Consider the following 18,803-nt stretch of genomic DNA (forward strand, 5'->3'; position numbering starts at 1 on the left):
GGACGCCAATTCACCCTTCGAACACCCTCTTCGCCCACTCTTTCGGCCATATAAAAAACCCCAGGCAGATGCCTGGGGTCTGGAGAATTCCGGCCGCCTCCTGCTTGGGAAGGCAGCCGGACTCGTACTACGATCAGCGCAGCAGGGCCAGAACGCCCTGGGGCAGCTGGTTGGCCTGGGCCACCATCGCCGTGCCGGCTTGCTGCAGGATCTGCGAGCGGCTCAGGTTGGCGGTTTCCGAAGCGAAGTCGGCATCCATGATGCGGCTACGGGCCGAAGCGGTGTTCTCGGAAGCCACTTGCAGGTTCGAGACCACGGCCTCGAAGCGGTTCTGCGTGGCACCCAGCACGGCGCGCTCGGAGTTGACCGTGTCCAGGGCCGTGTCCAGGTTGCTGATCACGGTGGCCAGGGCCGTCGCGGTCAGGGCCGTGGTGGCGTCGGAGCCGATCGAAGCGCTGGTGATGTTGCCGATATCGGTGTTCGTGCCCAGATTGCTCGTGGTGACGGTGATCGAATCGTTGGCCGAAGTGTTGGCGCCCACTTGGAAGTTGATGGCGCCGGCATCGGTGCTCAGGATCTTCTTGCCGTTGAAATCAGCGCCCTTGATCACGCGGTCGATTTCCTTGCCCAGCTCGACGAATTCCTTGTTCAGCGAAACCTGGTCCTTGGCGCCGTTGGTGCCGTTACGGGCCTGCACAGCCAGTTCACGCATACGCTGCAGAGCGTCGGTCACCTTGGACAGGGCGCCTTCAGCAGTCTGCGCCATCGACACGCCATCGTTGGCGTTGCGCACTGCCACGTTCATGCCGCGGACCTGGGCATTCATGCGTTCTGCGATGGCCAGGCCAGCGGCGTCATCCTTGGCGCTGTTGACGCGCAGGCCGGAGGACAGGCGCTGCATGGTGGTGGACAGCGAGCTTTGCGAAGTAGCCAGGTTGCGCTGGGCGTTCAGCGATTGCACGTTGGTGTTGATAGACATGGCCATGGTGACAACTCCTAGTAAAGTCAGTTACGTCGCCGCCACGGTGCCCTCGCTTATCGCAAGGCGGGCGGCGGCGGCCCAATCCGACCATCGGCCGCTTTCACATCGAATTACGCGGCTTTTGGTGGGCTCAGGACTTTTTGTCCCTCTGCTGAGTTGGTTTTCGGAGCTGCCCCGGCGAACTTTAGGGGGACTTCACAAGATTTTTTGCACCGCGCGGCATGGCCCATCCGCGCCGTGCCTGATTCGCTGTTACAAAACGGGCGCCACGGGAGCGGCCAGACCCAGATCCTCATAGGAGACACGCAGATCCACAGGCTCCTGTCCCTGGCACCAGCGGGCCCAGGCCTGGCGCATCCCCATCGCCACCGAGCGCGCCACGATGTCCGCCTGTTGCGGCTCCAGGTCCTGCAGGCGTGCGCGCAGCCCCTGGCGTATCTGCTGCAGCTGCGGCAAATGTGCCTGCCAGAACGTAGCCTGGTCCAGCAATTGCGCCAGGTCCCGCGCTGCAAAGCCCTGGTCCAGGCCCACACGAGCCATCACTTCGGCTGACTGCCGCCCCGCCAGCAGCTCCCCCATCAGCGTCAGCGTGGGCACGCCCATCCACAGGGCGTGGTTGGTGACCACTCCGCCCGTAAAAGGCAAGGTATCCAGGCAGATGTCTATGTCATGGTGGGCCTGCAGATAGTGCTCGAATCCCATCTGCTCCACAAAATCGACGCGCTGCGCGGCCACGCCCTCTTGGGCCAGCCAGTCGCGCAGGTGCTGCGGAGGACCGGAACGGGGACAGGCCGCGATCTTCAGCCGCGCCGTGGGCAGGGCGCGCAGCACCTCACCCCAGACAGAAACCACCTTGCGGTTGATCTTGGACAAACGGTTGAAGGAGCCAAACGTCAGATGCCCGTTGCGCAGCGCCGGCAGTGGTGCCACGGGCTCCTGGTGGATGCCTCCGTCGAAGACATAGGCCAGCGGAACACGCATCAGCCGCTCCGTCAGCTGGGTCTTGAGCAGCCCATCTTCCAGGATCAGGTCGCTGAGCACGATGTAGTCCATGGTTTCCAGCCCAGTGCTGCCGGGGTTGCCTATCCAGGTCACTTGCAGCGGCGCGGGCCGGGCTGCGAATACATCCAGCCTGTGCCCCCGCGTATGGCCGCTGAGGTCAAATAGGATGTCAATACCGTCGGCCTGCACCAGATTGACCATCGACTGCACATTCATATCCCGGATACCGCGCCATAGCTGGAACAGTCCCTGGAATTCCTTGGTGACCCCGTCGTGGATCTCGTTGTTGCAATAGGCAACGCACACCAAATCATCACGCCGCGACAGCTCCCGCATTACCGGCAGAAAGAACTTGGCCGCCGCGTGGCTGCGCAGATCACCGGATACAAAACCCACGCGCAATGTCTTGCCTGGATCACGGGCGTTTTCATGCCGCCCCGCCATGCGCTGCCGCATGAGCGCGCCATATTCCCGGTTGGCACGCCCCACCGAGTCTGCACTGGCATCAGGCGAATGGAGCATGGCGAACAGCCTTGCGCTGTAGGCGGGCTTGTAGTCCGGGTGCAGCCTCACCAGATCGTCGAGTTGCTGCCTATGGCGCAGGGCATCACCGCAGCGGTCCCAGTAGGCAGCGCGCTGAAACATCAGTTCGCGGTCACCGGGAAGGCGTTCCAACGCCTCGCACAGGGCCTGATCGAGCCGGGGCAGGTCATGTGTTTCCAGCAGCACCTGGCAGCGAAGCATGTGGGCGCGGGCACTGCCGGGCTCGATTCGCAGTGCCTGCTCAAGCAGTTCCAGCGCCTGTGCCCATTTCTTCTGGGCGAACAACGTGAAGGCGGTCTCGCAGTGGAGCACCACATTGTCGGGGCGAAGTTGCAGTGCTTTGCTCAGGCAGGTTTCGGCTTCTTCCAGCCGACCGCCCGCACACAGCAGCAGCGCAAGCTGCAACAGCAACTCCAGGCTCTCAGGCTTGATCTGAAGGGCCATGCGATACGCGGTTTCAGCCTGCAATGCCCAACCCGCCTGTCCCAGCACACGGGCACTGGCCAGGCACAGGCGCAGATCCTCGGGCCGCTGCTGCATGAGCAGCACCAGGAACTGTGCGCACTCCTGCAGCCTGCCGGTGTTCTGCAATGCGCCAGTCAGCCGGGACAAGGTGTCCACATCCTCAGGATCGAGCAGCAGTGCGTTCACATAGCAAGGCAGACTGTCTTCGATGCGGTCCTGGGCGCACAAGGCATCCCCCAGATGTGCGAAGGCCTGGGTCCAATGCGGCCGCAGCGCCAACGCCGCACGCATTGCCCGCTCGGCCTCGGCCGCGTAGCCTGCCTGCAGGCAGATGCCCCCCAGGTTGAACTGCGCCTCGGCATCGCGCGGCAGCAGGCTGGCCGCCTGACGCGCTGCCTGCAGGGCGGCCTCGATGCGGCCCCCCGCGTGATCGGCCGCCGCCTTGAGTTTCCAGACCAGGCCGCTTTTGGGATATTGGCGCACCAGCGAACCCGCCAGCTGGCTGACCTCGGCATGCTCGCGTTGGGCAAACAGCTGCATCAGCAGGCGCAGCTGCGCCTCGGGCACACGGCCTCGGCCATCGCCGGCAGCAGGTGCCATCTCGGGCTCGGCCGGCCCCAGCGGCCAACGCGCGGCCTGCTCTTCCAAAAAAGCCGCGGCCTGCGCGCCCTGCACCAGGGCCACATCCTTTTCCAGCTGCTCCAGAGCGATCTCCTGCATGCCGTTGGCCCGGGCAACGTCGATCAGCGAGATGGCCATGTCCAGCAGGCTCTCGCGGATCAGCATGTGGATGTACAGGCGCCAATAGCTGAAGTCTGCAGGCCGCACACCGATGGCCGCCTCCAGATACGGAAGCGCCTCGGCACTGCGCAGTTGGTGCAGCCCCAGCAGCAGCCCCATGCCATGCAGGGCCTCGGCATGGCCGGGAGCCTGTTCGAGAACCTGGGCATAGGCCTCCTGTGCCTGCTCGAAATTCCACTGGTCGTGCAACTGGCGGGCATGCTGCAAAAGCTCGGTTGTATTCATTTTGGTCATCAAGGTTGCGGGCAGGCGCCCCACCACAGGCCCGGCACCCAGGCCGACACCCGCACAAATGCCGCCATCGTGCAGGCAAGCCGGCAGCCACGGCCCCCGGATAAGCGGGCGCAAACCGCATTTCTTCCACCTTTGCCAGACGGACCGGTCACCAGCTGCTACAAAACAGGAAGCACGCCACGTGGCTGTATGCCATCATCCCCGGCTTCGCACGGACACAATCGCCTCTCGCAGCATCGGAACAGGCCCCGCTTTTACCTACAGTTCCAACCTTCCGGCGCAGGAGGGCTCTGCGAAAATTCATCGAAGCGTTTGCCCTCATAGGCAGGTGCGCAGCTCTTTTTCAGGAACATATCCCATGCCCTCCATTGACCAATTCATCGAAAGCTTTCTGACCGCCGTGGACTTCCAGGAAGCCGTAGCAGTCACCCCTGACACCGAACTCAGGAGCCTGCCCGAGTGGGACTCGCTGGCCGCGCTGGGCGTGATCGTCATGTTCGACGTCGACTACGGTAAGACCATCACGGGCGACGATCTCAAGAACTGCTCGACCATCACCGATCTCTACAAGCTGCTGGGATAAACACCATGGCGCTGTCCACTCTGCACAACGTCCGCTTTGCGGGCATGGCCAGCTGCATACCCCGGCGCGAGATCTCCAATCTGGAGGATTGCCCGCCCTCGCAGCGCTCCGAACGCGAACGGCTGGTACGCAACATCGGCATCCATACCCGGCGCATCTGCCCGGAGTGGCAGTGTTTCTCGGACCTGGCCTTCGTGGCCGCGGAAAAGCTGCTCGATGAACTGCAGTGGCAGCGCGACGAAATCGACGTCCTGATCGTCGTCACGCAATCGCCCGACTATCTGATCCCCGCCACGGCCATCATCCTGCAGGACCGGCTGGGACTGGCGCACGGCACGATCGCCTTCGACGTGAATCTGGGTTGTTCTGGCTACCCGTTCGGGCTGCACATGCTGGGCAGCATGATCTCGGCAGGAGGCCTTAAAAAAGGCCTGGTGCTGGTGGGAGACAAATCCGCGACCATCATGGACCCCTTGTTCTCGGACGCCGGCACGGCCACGGCGCTGGAGTTCGACGCCAGTGCGCCTCCCATGTATTTCGACCTCAACAGCGATGGCAGCGGCTACAAGGCCATCATGCTGCCCGCTGGCGGCCACCGCGAGCCCTACGGAATCGAACACGTGATTCCCAAGCGCGATGAGCATGGCTTCCTGCGCCTGCCCGCCGACCTGGTGCTTGACGGGCCGGCGGTGCTGAGCTTCTCCACCCAGCGTGTGCCGCCTGCCGTAGAACGCCTGCTGGAGTACTCCCAGGTGGACAAGGAGCAGATCGACCACTTCATATTCCACCAGGCCAACCGGCTGATCAACGAGACCATTCGCAAGAAGCTGCGCCTACCCGCGGAGAAGGTTCCAAGCACCCTGCATGACCTGGGAAACACCAGCGGCGCCTCGCTGCCTGTCACCCTCACCGCACGGCTGCATGAACAGCTGGATGGCGCCAAGGCGCGGCTGCTGCTGAGTGGCTTCGGCGTGGGCCTGTCCTGGGGAACCGCCATCGTGGACGTGGACAAGGCACGCTTTCCTGCAATGACCGAAGCATGACCGCCAACGATCCCTTCTCCCTGGCAGGCAAGCGCATCCTCGTGACGGGTGCATCGTCGGGCATTGGCCACCAAACAGCGATCTCCTGCGCCAGCCAGGGCGCCACGCTGATCATCACGGGCCGCAATGCAGAGCGCCTTGCCCACACGGCAGGCCTGCTCGCAGGCGATGGCCATGTCAGCGTGGTCGCCGATCTCACCCAGGCACAGGACATCAGTGCGCTTGCTGCCCAGGCAGGCTCGATCGATGGCGTGGTCCACGCAGCCGGCATCTCTAAGCTGGTGCCGTTGCGCATGGTCAAGCAAGCCCATCTGGAAGAGATGTTCGCGCACAACACATACGCCCCGATCCTGCTGACCAAGGAATTGCTGGCCAAGCGTCTGATCCGGCCCCACGGCTCCATTGTGTTCATCAGCGCCGTGGCATCCCACATCGGGCCACTGGCCAGCAGCGGGTACTCGGCCAGCAAGGCAGCCCTGCTCGGCGCCATGCGTTCGTTGGGCCTGGAGGTTGCCAAACAAGGCATCCGCGCCAATTGCCTTGCACCGGGATATGTGCGTACCCCCATGCTGGACGGACTGTCCGCAGGAGGCGTGGATACCGAGGAATACGCCAAGCTCGCCCCGCTTGGCATGGGAGAGCCGCAGGACGTCGCACTCGCAGCGGTCTTCTATCTGTCCGACGCCAGCCGATGGATCACCCGGAACTACTTCACTATTGACGGCGGCCTGACGGTTCCCATGGATGTCTTTGCATGACCCAAGCTGCGCACGACCCATTTTCCCTGCAGGGCAAGACCGTGCTGGTCACCGGCGCTTCATCGGGCCTGGGCAGGCAGATTGCCATTTCCTGCGCCCGGCGCGGTGCCCGCATCATCGCCACGGGGCGTGACCGCCAGCGCCTGCAGGGCACCTTCGACCTGCTCGAAGGCAGCGGCCACCAGCAGATCGAAGCCAACCTGACCGATGCGCAGGACAGGACGGCCCTGGTCCAGGCAACGCCGCGGATCGACGGCCTGGTGCACTGCGCAGGCCGCCAGATGCTCAGCCCCATACGCCAGCTGCAGGAGTCCCTCATGACGGAGATGTATGCCATACATTTCCTGGCACCCGTCATGCTGACCCAGCAGCTTCTGATCACGAACAAGCTGGCGCCCGCAGCCTCCATCATCTTCATGCTCTCGACGTCGGCCCACATCGGCACGCGTGGCGTGGGACCCTACTCCGCGATGAAGTCGGGGCTGCTGGGCATCATCCGTTGTCTGGCTGTGGAGCAGGCCCGGCATCGCATGCGGGTCAACGGAATCTCTCCCTCGGTCGTACCAACGCCCATGTGGGGCGATGCGGGGCAGAACGAACAGCTTCAGGCGCAGGAGGCCCGGCACCCCCTGGGTCTTGGCAAGCCTGAGGATGTGGCCAATGCCGCCATTTATCTGCTGTCCGATGCCAGCCGCTGGGTCACCGGCACCAGCCTGGTCATGGACGGCGGCGTCGTTCTTTGACATATCAGCACCCCGTTGAAGGAGGAGCCATGCGCTCACGCATGTATCCCGGTTGCTACCTGGACGAGAACATCTTCCAACGTGAGCAACGCAAGATATTCCGCAAGGTCTGGATGTTTGCGGGGCTCAAAATGCTGGTGTCGGAGCACAACGCCTTTCTCACCCGCAAGATTGCCGGCATTCCGGTGGTCATCCAGAACTTCCACGGTGAACTGCGGGCCTTCGAGAACGTCTGCCTGCATCGCAGCGCTCCCCTGCAGACCGGGCCCGTGGGCCGGCGTCCCCTGGTCTGCGCCTACCACGCGTGGCGCTATGGGGAACAGGGCCAGGTGGAGCATATTCCTGACGGCGATACCCTTTATCGCTTCAGCAGTGAGGAACGATGCGGACTGAAGCTTCGCCAGTTTGCACTGCGCACGGTCGGTAACCTGCTGTTCGTCAACCTGGACCCCAACCCCTTTCCACTGGAAGAACAGTTTTCCCCGGAATTCATCGCTTCACTGGAGAGCAGCTCCGAAGCCTATGACAGCGAAGTCATGGTGACCACATGGCACGGGAAGTACAACTGGAAGCTCGCCTACGAGAACCTGCGCGACGCCAACCACGCCCGATTCGTTCATCCGGGGACATTGGCCAAGACCGTGACCTTCGCCCCCCAGGTGAACGAGTCGCTGCTTGCCGAGACAGCGAAGCCGCTGCAGGACACCAGCCAGCAGGGATTGCGCCAGCAATTGCGCCGCCTCAGCAAAGGCGGCATGGATGCGCACATCAGCCGCATGCAGCGATTCGGCTGGCATGACCTGGTGCAACGCTGGGGCGCAGAGGACGCCTACTACAACTGGCTGGCCTACCCCAACCTTCACATCGCCAGCGCCAACGGGGGCCACTCCTTCATTCTGGAATACCACACGCCCCTGACACCGGACACCACCAGCATGGAGGTCTATCGCTTCTCGGCCCGCAAGAAGCAGGCTTTCACGTATTCCCATGCCGTGCTTCTGGCGGAAATGCATGCCAGCAAACTGGTGCTTGCAGAGGATGTGGACATCATGGAAAAAGTCCAGGCTTCCCTGCACCCCGACGCCCCCATTGCGACGCAAGGCGCCTACGAAGGCGACAACCGCCTGGTGGAACGCTGGTACAGCCACCTGATGGAGGATGGCAATGGCCTGTAAATGGATCATTGGCGCCAGCGCCTTCCTGGACGTGGCCTGTGAGGCCTGGCGTCAGGCCTGCCCCGGACTGCAGGTGGAAAGGATCCATGTGCAGCAAGACGCCCTCTACGAGTTCGATCTGGGCGTTCTGGACGCGCTTTCACCGGAAAAGGGGACGGCCTTCATTGCTTTCGACGAGCGCTTTGGCAACTTCAAGCGCATGGAACTCATGGCAGCCGCCCAGGTACGGGGGCTGCGGCTTGACCCCTATATCAGCCCACGCGCCATGCTGGCCGCCGACGTCAGCGTGGGAGCCAACACCTTCGTGGCGGATGGCGTCATCATCGGGTCCGGCAGCCGCATCGACTCCAACTGCGTCCTGCTGCCTGCCACGAATATCGGCAACGGTGTGGACGTCCAGTCATCTTGCTGGCTGGAGCCTGGCGTGATGGTGGGAGATGGCGCACGGATCTCGGCGCGGTGCACCCTGCGCAGCGGGGCCTTGATCGCACCGCGCATCCACATCGGCAGCGAGTGCGAACTGGGCTGGCCCCGGCGCTATGACACGGACATCGCCGGCAAAACCGTTTTCGATCCCCGCTACGACGAACCAATCCGCACCTACGGATCGTGAAGGACAGGCCCTGCGCAGGGCCGGCCTGCCGTGTCCGGCCGCGCGCCTGTTGCGTCAGTCGATTTTGCGTTGCCAGAATTCCCGTACCGACACATCAAGGGCACTGATGTCGCTGGCGCGCTGCAAGGCAAATTCCTGATCCTGCATCATCTCGTCCCAATCGCTTTGCCGAAAGCACATCTCGCTGGCCATCTTCACGTTGAACAGGGGTATGAACTTGTACGAAAACCAGTCCAGCCGGGAGTTGATCGGCAGCAGACGGTCATGTGCAAAACGATAGGAATCCTTCAGCGTCTCGGCGGCAAATCCCAGGCTCCTTGCATAGGACTTCCACAGATAGCTTTCCATGGTGACATCGGCCAGCTTCTGGAAATGCATGCCGGCCGAATGCTCGATATCCGCCTCGGACAGGCGGTCTTCCGGCACGGACCACAGCCTCACCATATCTTCCGTGCGCGCCAGCATGGTCTTTTCGGAAAAATGGAAAGGCACGTGGCGCCAGCCTGAGCGCAGATCGATGGCTATTTTTCCCTTGTTGCGTCCACCAGCAAAAAAATGCTGGATGGCCTCATGGATGCTGGAGCCCGTCAGGAGATTGTCACTGCGGCAACGCACGGCGTACTCGATGCCTTTTTGCGCCAGATGCTCCACGCCGAGGCGGGCGGACCGCGCAATATAGTTGGTGTTGTGCCGTCCCTTGTTTACCGGCTGTCCCACCAGAATCAGCGCATCCAGCCATGGACGGCAGCGATCGAGCAGTTCCCTGGGCTGATGGTCCCAGGTCACCATGCACTGGTAGGCCGAAGGAAATCGCATGCGGTTCCACGCCAGCACCTGGGGCGTGAAGTCAAAGGCCAGACCCTGTACAAAAATACCGGCTTTCGGCGTGCCCTTGAGGCTTCGCGCCATGCTGAGACCGTCCATCAGGCGCTGCCGTTCCTGCAGCTCGTCCATCAGGGGCACATCTCCCACATCCAGCTCCACCGCACGCATTACCTTGAACTTCCGGAACTCCCCGTAGGTGATCTCGCTCAATCGCTCCGAAAAATCGTATGAAAACACCAGAATCAGGGTGTTCTCTGGATCCTCATTCATCAAGGCTTCGGGAGATCTGACCTCCACGCCATTGAAAACCTTGCCCTGATTTTCCTGCCAGGGGCAAACCGTATATTCAAGCTGTATACGACTGCTGATCAGCGGATAGTATTTCTTGAAGAATTCTCCCGCACCCCAGCCCACGACACGCAGATTGGCGATGTCCAGATCCGGATATCTGAGCAGAACTCTTTCCAATGAACCAATTATTTCAGCCATGCGGTTTCACCCCATGCATTTCCAATATATTCTCCACAGCAAAAACTGTCATACCCCATCGCCCCGCTGAACCAGATGTCCATAACGCTGGCGCCCGGCCTGCGTGGACAGCAAATAGTTCAGATAATCGAGATCCTCTTGATAGTCTATATCAAACCTGCACTGACGTGTCTGTGCGGCATAGCCGATCCTGTCCCCCAGAAAATGGGGATCGAATCCATCGGGCATATTGAAGAACTCACCCGAAAATATCCGGTATGCAGGCGCACAATCCTGTCGCCGGATCATGGATCTTCCCTGAAAATCAGAGGTTATAGGGTGAATACATTCATTGCGCACATTGAATATTCGCGGATCTTCTGGCGTCACCACGCAAACCGAACTGTAATTTCCCGACATGAATTTCCCGTATGCCTCCACAAATGCCGCCTGTTCGCGCAAGGGATGCGTAGGCCTCAGCCAGAGCATGCTGCGAGGCAGTTCGATATCTCTCGACTTCGCCTGCACTGACAGGTCCAGCAGGATGTCTTCCTCCATGGACAGGTCTGCGGATGCACTTTCAGAGCGCAGAAACGGAACATAGGCCCCATATTTTTCGCCAATTTCGGCGTACTCCTGGCTGTCCGTGGAGAGAACGACCTTGCTGACAAAGGGCAGGCTCTTTGCAAAGAGTATGGAATGCGCAAGCAAAGGCAGGCCATTGAGTTGTGCGATATTCTTTCCAGGAAAGCCCTTGGAACCACTTCTGGCAGGCACCACGGCCCATAATTCATGGGTGCTGTTCAATTTCGATCTCCTAAAAGCGCGATCAGGCAGTGTTTTTTGTGAAATATTTATGGTGCTCACTCTGGTTGATTTTCTTCACACCAGAGCCCAGAATCATCTCGGCTTCCCGGATATGATCCACGTAATCCTTGAATGCGGGCGTGGACAGATCGACCGCCACAGCATCAAAATGCGCCCACTCCGTGTTCCCCATCTTGACGTGCTTCTCCACCATCCTGGCGCCCGCCGCTACCGCGAGGGCTGAGGCCTTCCATCCCATGTCATGGCTGGAGTAGCCGGGGATGATTCTGGGGTCAGCTCGTGCCATTTCACGGTACCGCTGCACCACGGCCACATTGCAATCTTCCAGTGGCGTGGGATATGCCGAATTGCATTGCAGCAGGTACAGTCGCTCGCAACTCTTGAATGTTTCTAGCACAAACTGCTCATAATCTGCACCGGTCATGCCCGTGGAAAGAACCACCGCGCCACGGTAGTTTTTCGCCACATATTTCAGGTAATCATGGTGCTCTGAAATCGTGGATGGCAGCTTCACCATGGGCATTTCCGAATCCATCTCCAGCATGAAGTGGAAGGATTTCTCATCCAGCACGGAAGCAAACCATCCCATGTCGAGGCTGCGGCAGAGCTGGTCCAGATAGCAAAAATCCTCCCTGCCCAACTCGATCTGATGGCGGTAGTCCGCAAAGGTCTTGCCAAAGGGAGAGACATAAGGGGATGACAGCTGCTCACGGGTATAAAAACTCTGCACATCCCTTTTTTGCACCTTGACCAGGTCGGCGCCCGCCGCCTTGCTGGCCCGCACCATGCGCTCCAGCCGGCCGCGGTCCCCGAAGTGATTGGTGGTCAGCTCCGCCACGATCGCCACTTCGTAGCCATTGCGCCCAGAACCCGCCTTTCCCAGGCTCTGGTTGAGATCCTGCGGGGTCAGCGCACTGAAAGGCCGGCTTCCCACATGCAACATGCGCACATTGGAATCCCTCAGGAAATACAGCGCATTGATGAAATAGAACTCCTGAACAGAAATACGAATGGATTTTTGCTCTTCGCCCTGAGGAGAATAATCATGCGCAATCGATTTGCTGTATCCAGCCGAGGCGTCGAAATCAAAACCGACAAAGTAGACATTCTGCCGACGCCGCCGGATACCCGCCACTTCACGGGCGATCTTCAACGCGGTCAGCAGCAATATATCCTCGATCACCACGGGAACACTCATGAACCGCTGCATGAGGAGTTCCGAAGATTCCTGCGTCAACGGCACATGCGGAACATGGATGACCTTTCGCCCCGCCGGTGCAAACCCCGGCAATGAAGTCACATAGGCATGCGAACGGCATCCCTGGGCCACGATGGCATCACCCGCCCATTCTTCCCTGAATACCGTGATATCTGCCGGGCATATCTGCTCCGCATCATTCACGGCGATGATCAGCGATTTTTTGAGCAGCCCGGTATCCACCAGATCGGCCGAGGAGCCTTTTCCCAGAATGAATATATTGTCATCGCTGTATGTCGATACGATATTTTCTATCTGGCTGGAGAAATTTCCCATCGAATACCTCATCGTCTACGAACACTGTGCAACCATTTTCCAAGGCCAGCATGAGCCCGGGCATCAAATCCCAGGCACAGGCGCCTTTCGGATTGATGAATCTCTTGAACGACCCCGTGATGACGCTGTGAAGGTTGTATACCGCGCATCCGGTCACTCTGTACTCGCCAGCCTCCCGGATGCCCTGGAGAATGGATTCGTCGAATGACGAGGAAAACCCCGTGATCCGTGACTGGCGCGCAATCACCTTGTCGCCCGTGATCAGGCGCTCACCCAGCTCTGGCAGCATCAGGGCGCTGCCCAGGTGCTGCCCGCCTGCCCAGACGCTCAGGCAGGAGCCCCATTCCTTGAGGCCGGAGCAAAAATTCTCGGTCCCATCGATGGGGTCCATCAACACCACGTAGCCACCCATGTCCACGGCGCGGTGGTCATGCGATTCCTCGCCGACAAAAACCACCCCGTGCAGCCGCTGCCGAAGCCAGTCTCCGATCAATCGTTCAATGAAGATGTCGGCCTCGGTCACCGGGCTGCCATCTTCCTTGTACCGGATGCTGTAGCGCCTTTCGAAGATGGCCGGCAGGGCCGACTGGATCACATCGCAAGCGTCTTCGAGCAAGGCTCGCATATTCATACGCATCTTTCCCTCGTGGGAGTTCAGTGCCGCGCCCACAGAACAGGTTTGCTCCACGGCTTCAGGCGGCGCCATAGATCCTGACCGGCGAAGGAAACAGCGGATCGATGAAACTGCCATCGGGCAGAGATTGGGTGTACGCGCCGGCAATGCCGATGACACAGTGGCGACCTATCTGCAGCCCCGCAGCGATGTGCACATCGCTCGCAACCACACTGTGCGGGCCCAGCGCGGTACCTCGGCCGATGCTGGCACCCGGGCCGACCCATGCGTTGGAGCCCAGCCGCGCGCCTGCCTCGATGCGCGCGGCATCGCCGATGACGGTGTTGTTGCCAATCTGCACGCCATGGGCGATGACGGCGCGCGCCCCGATCCAGCAGTTTTCCCCGATGCGCACGCCATCGGCCACCGTTGCCGAAGGATGGCGCAGACTCAGCGCGCGAAAGCCCCTGAGGCGAAGCCTTGCGTAGGCATCCAGGCGCTCATGGTTCAGGGCCTGCTCGTCGATGGCGGTGAAGATGCGCAGCCCCTCAGGATCCTGTCCCTCCAGCAGTGCCATGGCCTGGTCGGCGACCGCTCCCTCGGGCGACAAAGGCATCAAGCGCAGCAGGCCGCCCGCCGTCAGTGCCGGCGCACAGGCGGCAATGTCATCGAACAAGGCGCCGTGACCCATGAGGGCCATTGCGAAAGGTGGTGCCTGCGTCATTGCGAGCGCCCCATGAGTTGGCGGTAGGCCATGGCCACTCGGTGCAGTTGCACTTCGTAGGCGCCATGCCGGGCCACCGGACCTGCTGCATGCAGCCCGCGCTGCAGTGTCTCCAGGATCACCCTGTCTTCGTCCAGCACACGCTTTTCGATCTTCATGTGCTCCCAGAGAATGGCCGGCATCGCTGCCATACGCTGGTGCGGCCGCGCGGTGGCAAGAGTGAAGCGCACATCCGTGCGCGCTGGCGCCACGGGGTCGAACTGCTGGATCAGAAAGAAGTAGCCCCCGACCGAGATGAAGTTGGTGTTGGGGTAGAGAAAGTAGTTGTAGTAGACATCCTTGTCCCCAAAGCGGTCCACCGATCCATGCCAAGCGCTGCGAGGCAGCTTCAGTGAGGTCTCTCGCAGGAAACTCAGGTCCTGCAGATCGAACTCCTGCGCCGGGTCAGCCTCGGATGCGACACTGAGTTCGTGCAACGCGCCCTTTTCCATCAGCGGCCGGAAAGACTGCGGATGGACGAAGGGCACGTGGTTGTAGTCCAGGACATTTTCAAAGTTGAGCTTCCAGTTGTAGGCCGCCGGCATCGCGCAATGGATGGCCTGCCCGCACAGATGCCCGCTGCTGTCGGCAAGGGATTGCAGCAATGCCGGTCCAAATTGACGCTCTATCGGCAGTGGGTCTGCATCGAGATTGACGAACAACAGATTGCCGATGCAGTGGACAGCGAATTCATCGAGGCATAACTGCCCACGCCGTGCATCGTCGTAGTGGTAGAGGCGATGCTCACCCGGCAGGCCATGAACGTGGCCCGTATTGTCGTAACTCCAGCCGTGGTAGCGGCAGACCAGGCGGCGGCAGCCATATTCCTCCATCTGCAAAGGAGCTTGCCGGTGGGCGCACTGGTTGCGAAAGGCCTTGATGGCGCCATCAAAGTTCTGGACAACAACGGGTACGCCACCTATCTGGCGGGTCAGAAAACTGTCCGGCTTGTCCAGCAGCGTGCGCAGCCCGGCAAAGATCCAGAGTTTGCGGAAGATGCGCGATTGCTCCTGCGCAAAGACGCCGTCATCGATGTAGTCAAGCTGTGAAAGTCCTGGATACATGGATGGCTAGCGGAACGAGAAGGGTTTGGCGGGATTCCCGAAGACCGTGATGCCGGGTGGCACGTCGCGGATGACGACACTGCCAGCTCCGATGACCGCACCGTCCCCCACCTTGATGCCCGGCAGGATGGTCGCATGGGGATGGATGGTGACGTTCTCACCGATCTGCGCGCCCCCGCCAATGAACACAAAGCTGGCAATCGTGGTGTACGAGCCCACCTGCACGTCATAGCCGATGATGGTATTGGCCAGCACAACGACAAAGTCACACACCCGGGTATCGGGTCCGATCGAGACATGGTGCTCGAACAGACAGCCTATCCCCATTTCCACGCGGTCTGCGGCGTACAGCCAAGGTTTGAGGTTCATGAAATACGCGCCCTGCGCCAGCAGGGGCTGCGCATACTTTCGGCGCGCCCCCGGGTCACCGAGAGCGCACACGATGATCTGGGATGGCTCGTAGCGGAATGTCATCGGATCACCCAGGATCGGCAGCTCCGGCACCTGCTTGAGGCCCTGGCGCCCATCCAGGAACCCCTTGATGACCCACTCCTTGCCATATGCGGGATCCGCTCGCGCGACCGATGCCATGTTGCGGCCGAAACCACCGGCATTGATGATGTAGACGTCTCTCATAACGAAGCTTTGCCTGCAAGTAAATGAATGACCCAGGGCGCGCCGCCTTTGCAGACTGCCCGGCCGGGTTCAGTGCGCACCGGCCACCCACTGCCTGACGCTCTCCCGCACACGCTGCGTTTGCGCAGCGGACATGCCGAGAAAAAATGGCAGGCCCAGCAGGGTGCGCGACAGCTCCTCGGCATGCGGGGTGTGCAAAAGCCTGCATTCGCGCCGCAGCACCGGCATGTCCTGCAGCAGTGGCTGGTACCAGCGCCGTGTCGTGATGCCCGCTTGCCGGCACTGCTGCTCCAGCGCGATGCGTGCCTGTTCATCCGGCAGCTGCGTGCAAATCACGGTCGGGGCCATCATTTCGCCTCCCGGACCGGGCTTCTGCCAGACCAGGCGATTGTCTGCCAGCCGCGACAGCTCCTGCACCATGTCTGCATGCAACGCCTTTCGCTGCCGCGCATGCTGCTCCCAAACGTCCAGCGAGGCCAGGCCAATGGCTGCGTGGTATTCGCTCATCTTGGCATTGGTGCCGACACTGGCCAGCGCGCCCACCGGCAGGCCCGCCGAGGCATCCAGATTGATACCGAAATTGGACAGCTGGCGCACTTTGCCGGCCAGGCCAGGACGGGTGGAAACGACCAGTCCGCCCTCTCCGGCAGGCAGACTCTTTGTCGCATGCAGGCTGAAAACCAGGGTGCCCTGAGCCCCATGAAGCCATTGACTGCCGTAGGCTGCGGCGGCATCGACAACGACGGGAATGCCCATGTCTGCCTCGAATCGTGCCCATGCCGTCATGTCGTGCGGCATCCCGAATGTCGTCACCGGCATCACGGCATCGATGCGCATTTCCCGGCAGGCCTTGTGTGCGATCTCCGGAGTCAGCAGCCAGCTGTGCGGATCCACATCGGCCAGCACGGGCACGTGGCCTGCGCGCACCACTGCAGTGGCCGTGGCCACAAACGTGAAGGCGGGCAGCAGGACATGCGATCCCGCTGCAAGCTCCAGCGCCTGCAGCACAAGTTCGAGCCCCTGCGTTGCATTGGCAACGGTGGTAATGCCCTCGGCGGGCAAGGCAAACTGGCTTGCGAACCCGGACTCCAGCTCCCGCACCAGTGGGCCGAAGTTTGAATAGTGGCGCGTCGCATGCATGCGCTCCAGCCACGGCATCAGTAGCTGGGGAGCGGGCATGTCAGGCACCAGCAAAGGCACCCAATCCATTTCAGGGGAGCAGGTCATGCTGCGGCTTCCACCTGAGCCAGACGCTGATCCAGGTCGTCACGCACGTTCAATGTCTGCTGATCGTTCTGAAGCCAGTTGAGCCACATGAAACGATAGGCCTTCTCCAGATCGGCGGTACGTTCGGAATAGTTCATCAGGATGCTGGCCTCAAGCTTGCTGCGGCTGATCTGCCGGTGGTGCACAAGGCGGTCCGGATCGTCCATGAAGCGCAGCGCGGCCTGCACATAGCCGTCAACATCCTTGGTGATTTCACCGCCGAATCGTATGCCCCGCAAGGCGCTGGCCGTGGATGCCTCCACGCCGCGGACTGCGTCCAGCGTCACGATCGGCAACCCCATCCACACCGCATGCAAGGTCGTGGTGCCTCCTGAAACCGGCGAGGTGTCGAGCGCCACATCGGCGATATGCCCCAGTTCCATGAAGCCCTCCAGCGGCTGCTGGTGCAGCACGGACACGCGGTCCAGCGGCATGCCTGCCGCCTCCACGCGTGGCTGCATGTGGGCCTGAGCGGCGTCCGGGTCCTGTTCCTTGACCATGATGATCAGGCGCGCGTCCTGGCGCTCGTGCAGGATACGTGCCCAGACGGCCAGCATCTCGTCGGTGAGCTTGGCCGAGTTGTTGAGCGAGATGAGCGTGGGATAGCCATTGCGCAGCAGGGGCGGCTCCTCGCACAGCGGCGAATACTCGGGTGGAGAGTAGCTGGCCATGCAGCGCAGCTGGAAGAGCTTTTCCGAATAGTGGGGAGCATGGCTGGGCGGAGCAATGGCGCCATCCACCAACCGGTAATCCATGGCCTTCATCCCCAGCGTATGCATATAGCCCAGCCAGGTCACCTGCACGGGTGCGGCGCGGCGGGCGAAGACTTCCAGGCGGTGGCCCAGGGTGAAGCCTGACAGGTCCACCAGCACATCGATGCCGTCGGCGCGGATCTGTTCGTAGAGCTGGTCGTCGGTCTGCTCGACCGCATCGTGCCAGTGCGGCACCAGGGCGCGCAGCTTCTCGGTCATCTTGTCGGGGCGGCCGCTGGAGTAGACGTGGATCTCGACATTGTCCGGGTTGTGGTGCTCCAGCACGGGCCGCATGAAGAAGGCCACCGAGTGCTGGCGGAAGTCGGCCGTGACATAGCCAACCTTCAGCTTTTTGCGCGGGTTGCGGTCGCGCAGGGGCAGTGGCTTGGCGTTGCGGGTCAGCGGGTCGGCGAAGCGCCGGCCCCAGTCGCGCGCCACTTCCAGGGATTTGAGCGGGTCGCTGCTGGTGTGCGAGTGGATGTAGGCCCGCGTCATCCAGTGCGTGTTCTCGTTCTTGGCATGGCGGCAGGCGTCGTCGATCAGGTCGCAGGCCTCCTGCCTGCGGCCCGTGCTGAACAGGGCCAGCGCCAGCAGACGCTGGGCGTTGGGCATGCGGGGCTCTATCTCCAAGGCCATCTGCAACGCTTCCATGGCCTGTGGCCAGATGCTCATGCGCACGTAGACAAAGCCGATGTGCAGCCAAACCTTGGAGTTGCGCGGGTCCCGGGCCACCAGTTGCGCCAGGTCCGACAGTGCCTCCAGGAACTGCGCGCGATCGACCATGGCGCGGATGCGGGTCAGCTCGCTGTCGATGCTGGGCGGCTGCGCAGCGGCAGCAAAGGCGTTGGCAAGAGGTGAAGATGGCATGGCGATGCAGCAGAGGAAGTATCAGGCCGGCCCGCGGTCGGCACACGGTCGGCCCGCGGTCCGCACGCTTGTGCGCGCGGTGACACAAAGAATAAAACTGTGCCGACTATCCTCGCATGCGCGCCGCGCGATCCGCTATTAAGCGCCCGCCTTGCAAGACTCAAACAGGCACCGATTTGCCGGCCTTTTTGGGCTTTTGGCGCGCAGCGGCGCGTTTACACCTGCATCTCAGGGCTCTCAAGTAT

The 18,803-nt window shown here is 61.5% G+C and carries 17 protein-coding genes; 6 read left to right on the forward strand and 11 right to left on the reverse strand.

Annotated elements, in window-relative coordinates; all coding sequences use genetic code 11:
* Positions 1 to 133: 133 nt before the first annotated feature.
* Complete coding sequence (locus INR38_RS20040; protein WP_071953708.1) at positions 134 to 985, reverse strand: flagellin domain-containing protein; 852 nt, start codon at positions 983 to 985, stop codon at positions 134 to 136.
* Between the two features lie 249 nt (positions 986 to 1,234).
* Positions 1,235 to 4,018 carry a tetratricopeptide repeat protein gene (locus INR38_RS20045; RefSeq protein ID WP_242699137.1) on the reverse strand — a complete coding sequence of 928 codons (2,784 nt, stop codon included), beginning with the start codon at positions 4,016 to 4,018 and terminating at the stop codon, positions 1,235 to 1,237.
* Between the two features lie 367 nt (positions 4,019 to 4,385).
* Here INR38_RS20045 and INR38_RS20050 point away from each other — a divergent pair, with 367 nt between their 5' ends.
* From INR38_RS20050 to INR38_RS20075, 6 genes are all read left to right on the forward strand, one after another.
* Complete coding sequence (locus INR38_RS20050) at positions 4,386 to 4,610, forward strand: acyl carrier protein (protein WP_034366508.1); 225 nt, start codon at positions 4,386 to 4,388, stop codon at positions 4,608 to 4,610.
* 5 nt (positions 4,611 to 4,615) lie between these two features.
* Complete coding sequence (locus INR38_RS20055; RefSeq protein ID WP_123695320.1) at positions 4,616 to 5,653, forward strand: ketoacyl-ACP synthase III; 1,038 nt, start codon at positions 4,616 to 4,618, stop codon at positions 5,651 to 5,653.
* Complete coding sequence (locus INR38_RS20060; RefSeq protein WP_123695322.1) at positions 5,650 to 6,411, forward strand: SDR family oxidoreductase; 762 nt, start codon at positions 5,650 to 5,652, stop codon at positions 6,409 to 6,411. The genes INR38_RS20055 and INR38_RS20060 overlap by 4 nt, the downstream gene beginning before the upstream one ends.
* On the forward strand, positions 6,408 to 7,154 hold the full coding sequence (locus INR38_RS20065; protein ID WP_123695324.1) for an SDR family oxidoreductase: 747 nt from the start codon (positions 6,408 to 6,410) through the stop codon (positions 7,152 to 7,154). The genes INR38_RS20060 and INR38_RS20065 overlap by 4 nt, the downstream gene beginning before the upstream one ends.
* A 29-nt stretch (positions 7,155 to 7,183) precedes the next feature.
* The gene (locus tag INR38_RS20070; protein ID WP_123695326.1) at positions 7,184 to 8,329 is read left to right on the forward strand and encodes an aromatic ring-hydroxylating dioxygenase subunit alpha; all 1,146 of its coding nucleotides are present in this window, start codon (positions 7,184 to 7,186) and stop codon (positions 8,327 to 8,329) included.
* Between the two features lie 88 nt (positions 8,330 to 8,417).
* The gene (locus INR38_RS20075; RefSeq protein WP_347566764.1) at positions 8,418 to 8,942 is read left to right on the forward strand and encodes a UDP-3-O-(3-hydroxymyristoyl)glucosamine N-acyltransferase; all 525 of its coding nucleotides are present in this window, start codon (positions 8,418 to 8,420) and stop codon (positions 8,940 to 8,942) included.
* 54 nt (positions 8,943 to 8,996) lie between these two features.
* On the opposite strand, the gene INR38_RS20080 is transcribed toward INR38_RS20075, so the two are convergent.
* From INR38_RS20080 to INR38_RS20120, 9 genes are all read right to left on the reverse strand, one after another.
* Entirely contained in the window at positions 8,997 to 10,256 is a 1,260-nt protein-coding gene (locus INR38_RS20080) for a WavE lipopolysaccharide synthesis family protein (protein ID WP_123695330.1), read from the reverse strand.
* 48 nt (positions 10,257 to 10,304) lie between these two features.
* Positions 10,305 to 11,042, reverse strand: coding sequence for a hypothetical protein (locus INR38_RS20085; protein ID WP_207443543.1), 738 nt, complete (start codon positions 11,040 to 11,042; stop codon positions 10,305 to 10,307).
* A 22-nt stretch (positions 11,043 to 11,064) separates the two neighbouring features.
* Positions 11,065 to 12,597 carry an N-acetylneuraminate synthase family protein gene (locus INR38_RS20090; RefSeq protein WP_207443542.1) on the reverse strand — a complete coding sequence of 511 codons (1,533 nt, stop codon included), beginning with the start codon at positions 12,595 to 12,597 and terminating at the stop codon, positions 11,065 to 11,067.
* Entirely contained in the window at positions 12,545 to 13,228 is a 684-nt protein-coding gene (locus INR38_RS20095; protein WP_185070676.1) for an inositol monophosphatase family protein, read from the reverse strand. The genes INR38_RS20090 and INR38_RS20095 overlap by 53 nt, the downstream gene beginning before the upstream one ends.
* Before the next feature lie 61 nt (positions 13,229 to 13,289).
* Positions 13,290 to 13,910, reverse strand: coding sequence for a DapH/DapD/GlmU-related protein (locus INR38_RS20100; RefSeq protein WP_207443541.1), 621 nt, complete (start codon positions 13,908 to 13,910; stop codon positions 13,290 to 13,292).
* A 20-nt stretch (positions 13,911 to 13,930) separates the two neighbouring features.
* Positions 13,931 to 15,037 (reverse strand): aromatic ring-hydroxylating dioxygenase subunit alpha, encoded by a 1,107-nt coding sequence (locus INR38_RS20105; RefSeq protein WP_207443540.1) that lies wholly within the window; start codon positions 15,035 to 15,037, stop codon positions 13,931 to 13,933.
* Positions 15,038 to 15,043: 6 nt separating this feature from the next.
* Positions 15,044 to 15,673: an acetyltransferase gene (locus tag INR38_RS20110; RefSeq protein ID WP_197944443.1), complete on the reverse strand. Its 630-nt coding sequence runs from the start codon at positions 15,671 to 15,673 to the stop codon at positions 15,044 to 15,046.
* A 69-nt stretch (positions 15,674 to 15,742) separates the two neighbouring features.
* Positions 15,743 to 16,900 carry a DegT/DnrJ/EryC1/StrS family aminotransferase gene (locus INR38_RS20115; RefSeq protein ID WP_207443539.1) on the reverse strand — a complete coding sequence of 386 codons (1,158 nt, stop codon included), beginning with the start codon at positions 16,898 to 16,900 and terminating at the stop codon, positions 15,743 to 15,745.
* The gene (locus tag INR38_RS20120) at positions 16,897 to 18,558 is read right to left on the reverse strand and encodes a glycosyltransferase (RefSeq protein ID WP_207443538.1); all 1,662 of its coding nucleotides are present in this window, start codon (positions 18,556 to 18,558) and stop codon (positions 16,897 to 16,899) included. Before INR38_RS20120 ends, INR38_RS20115 begins: the two co-directional genes overlap by 4 nt.
* Positions 18,559 to 18,803 lie beyond the last annotated feature (245 nt).

It is taken from the genome of Delftia sp. SD018, assembly GCF_017355445.1.
Taxonomy (GTDB): Bacteria; Pseudomonadota; Gammaproteobacteria; order Burkholderiales; family Burkholderiaceae_C; genus Comamonas; species Comamonas acidovorans.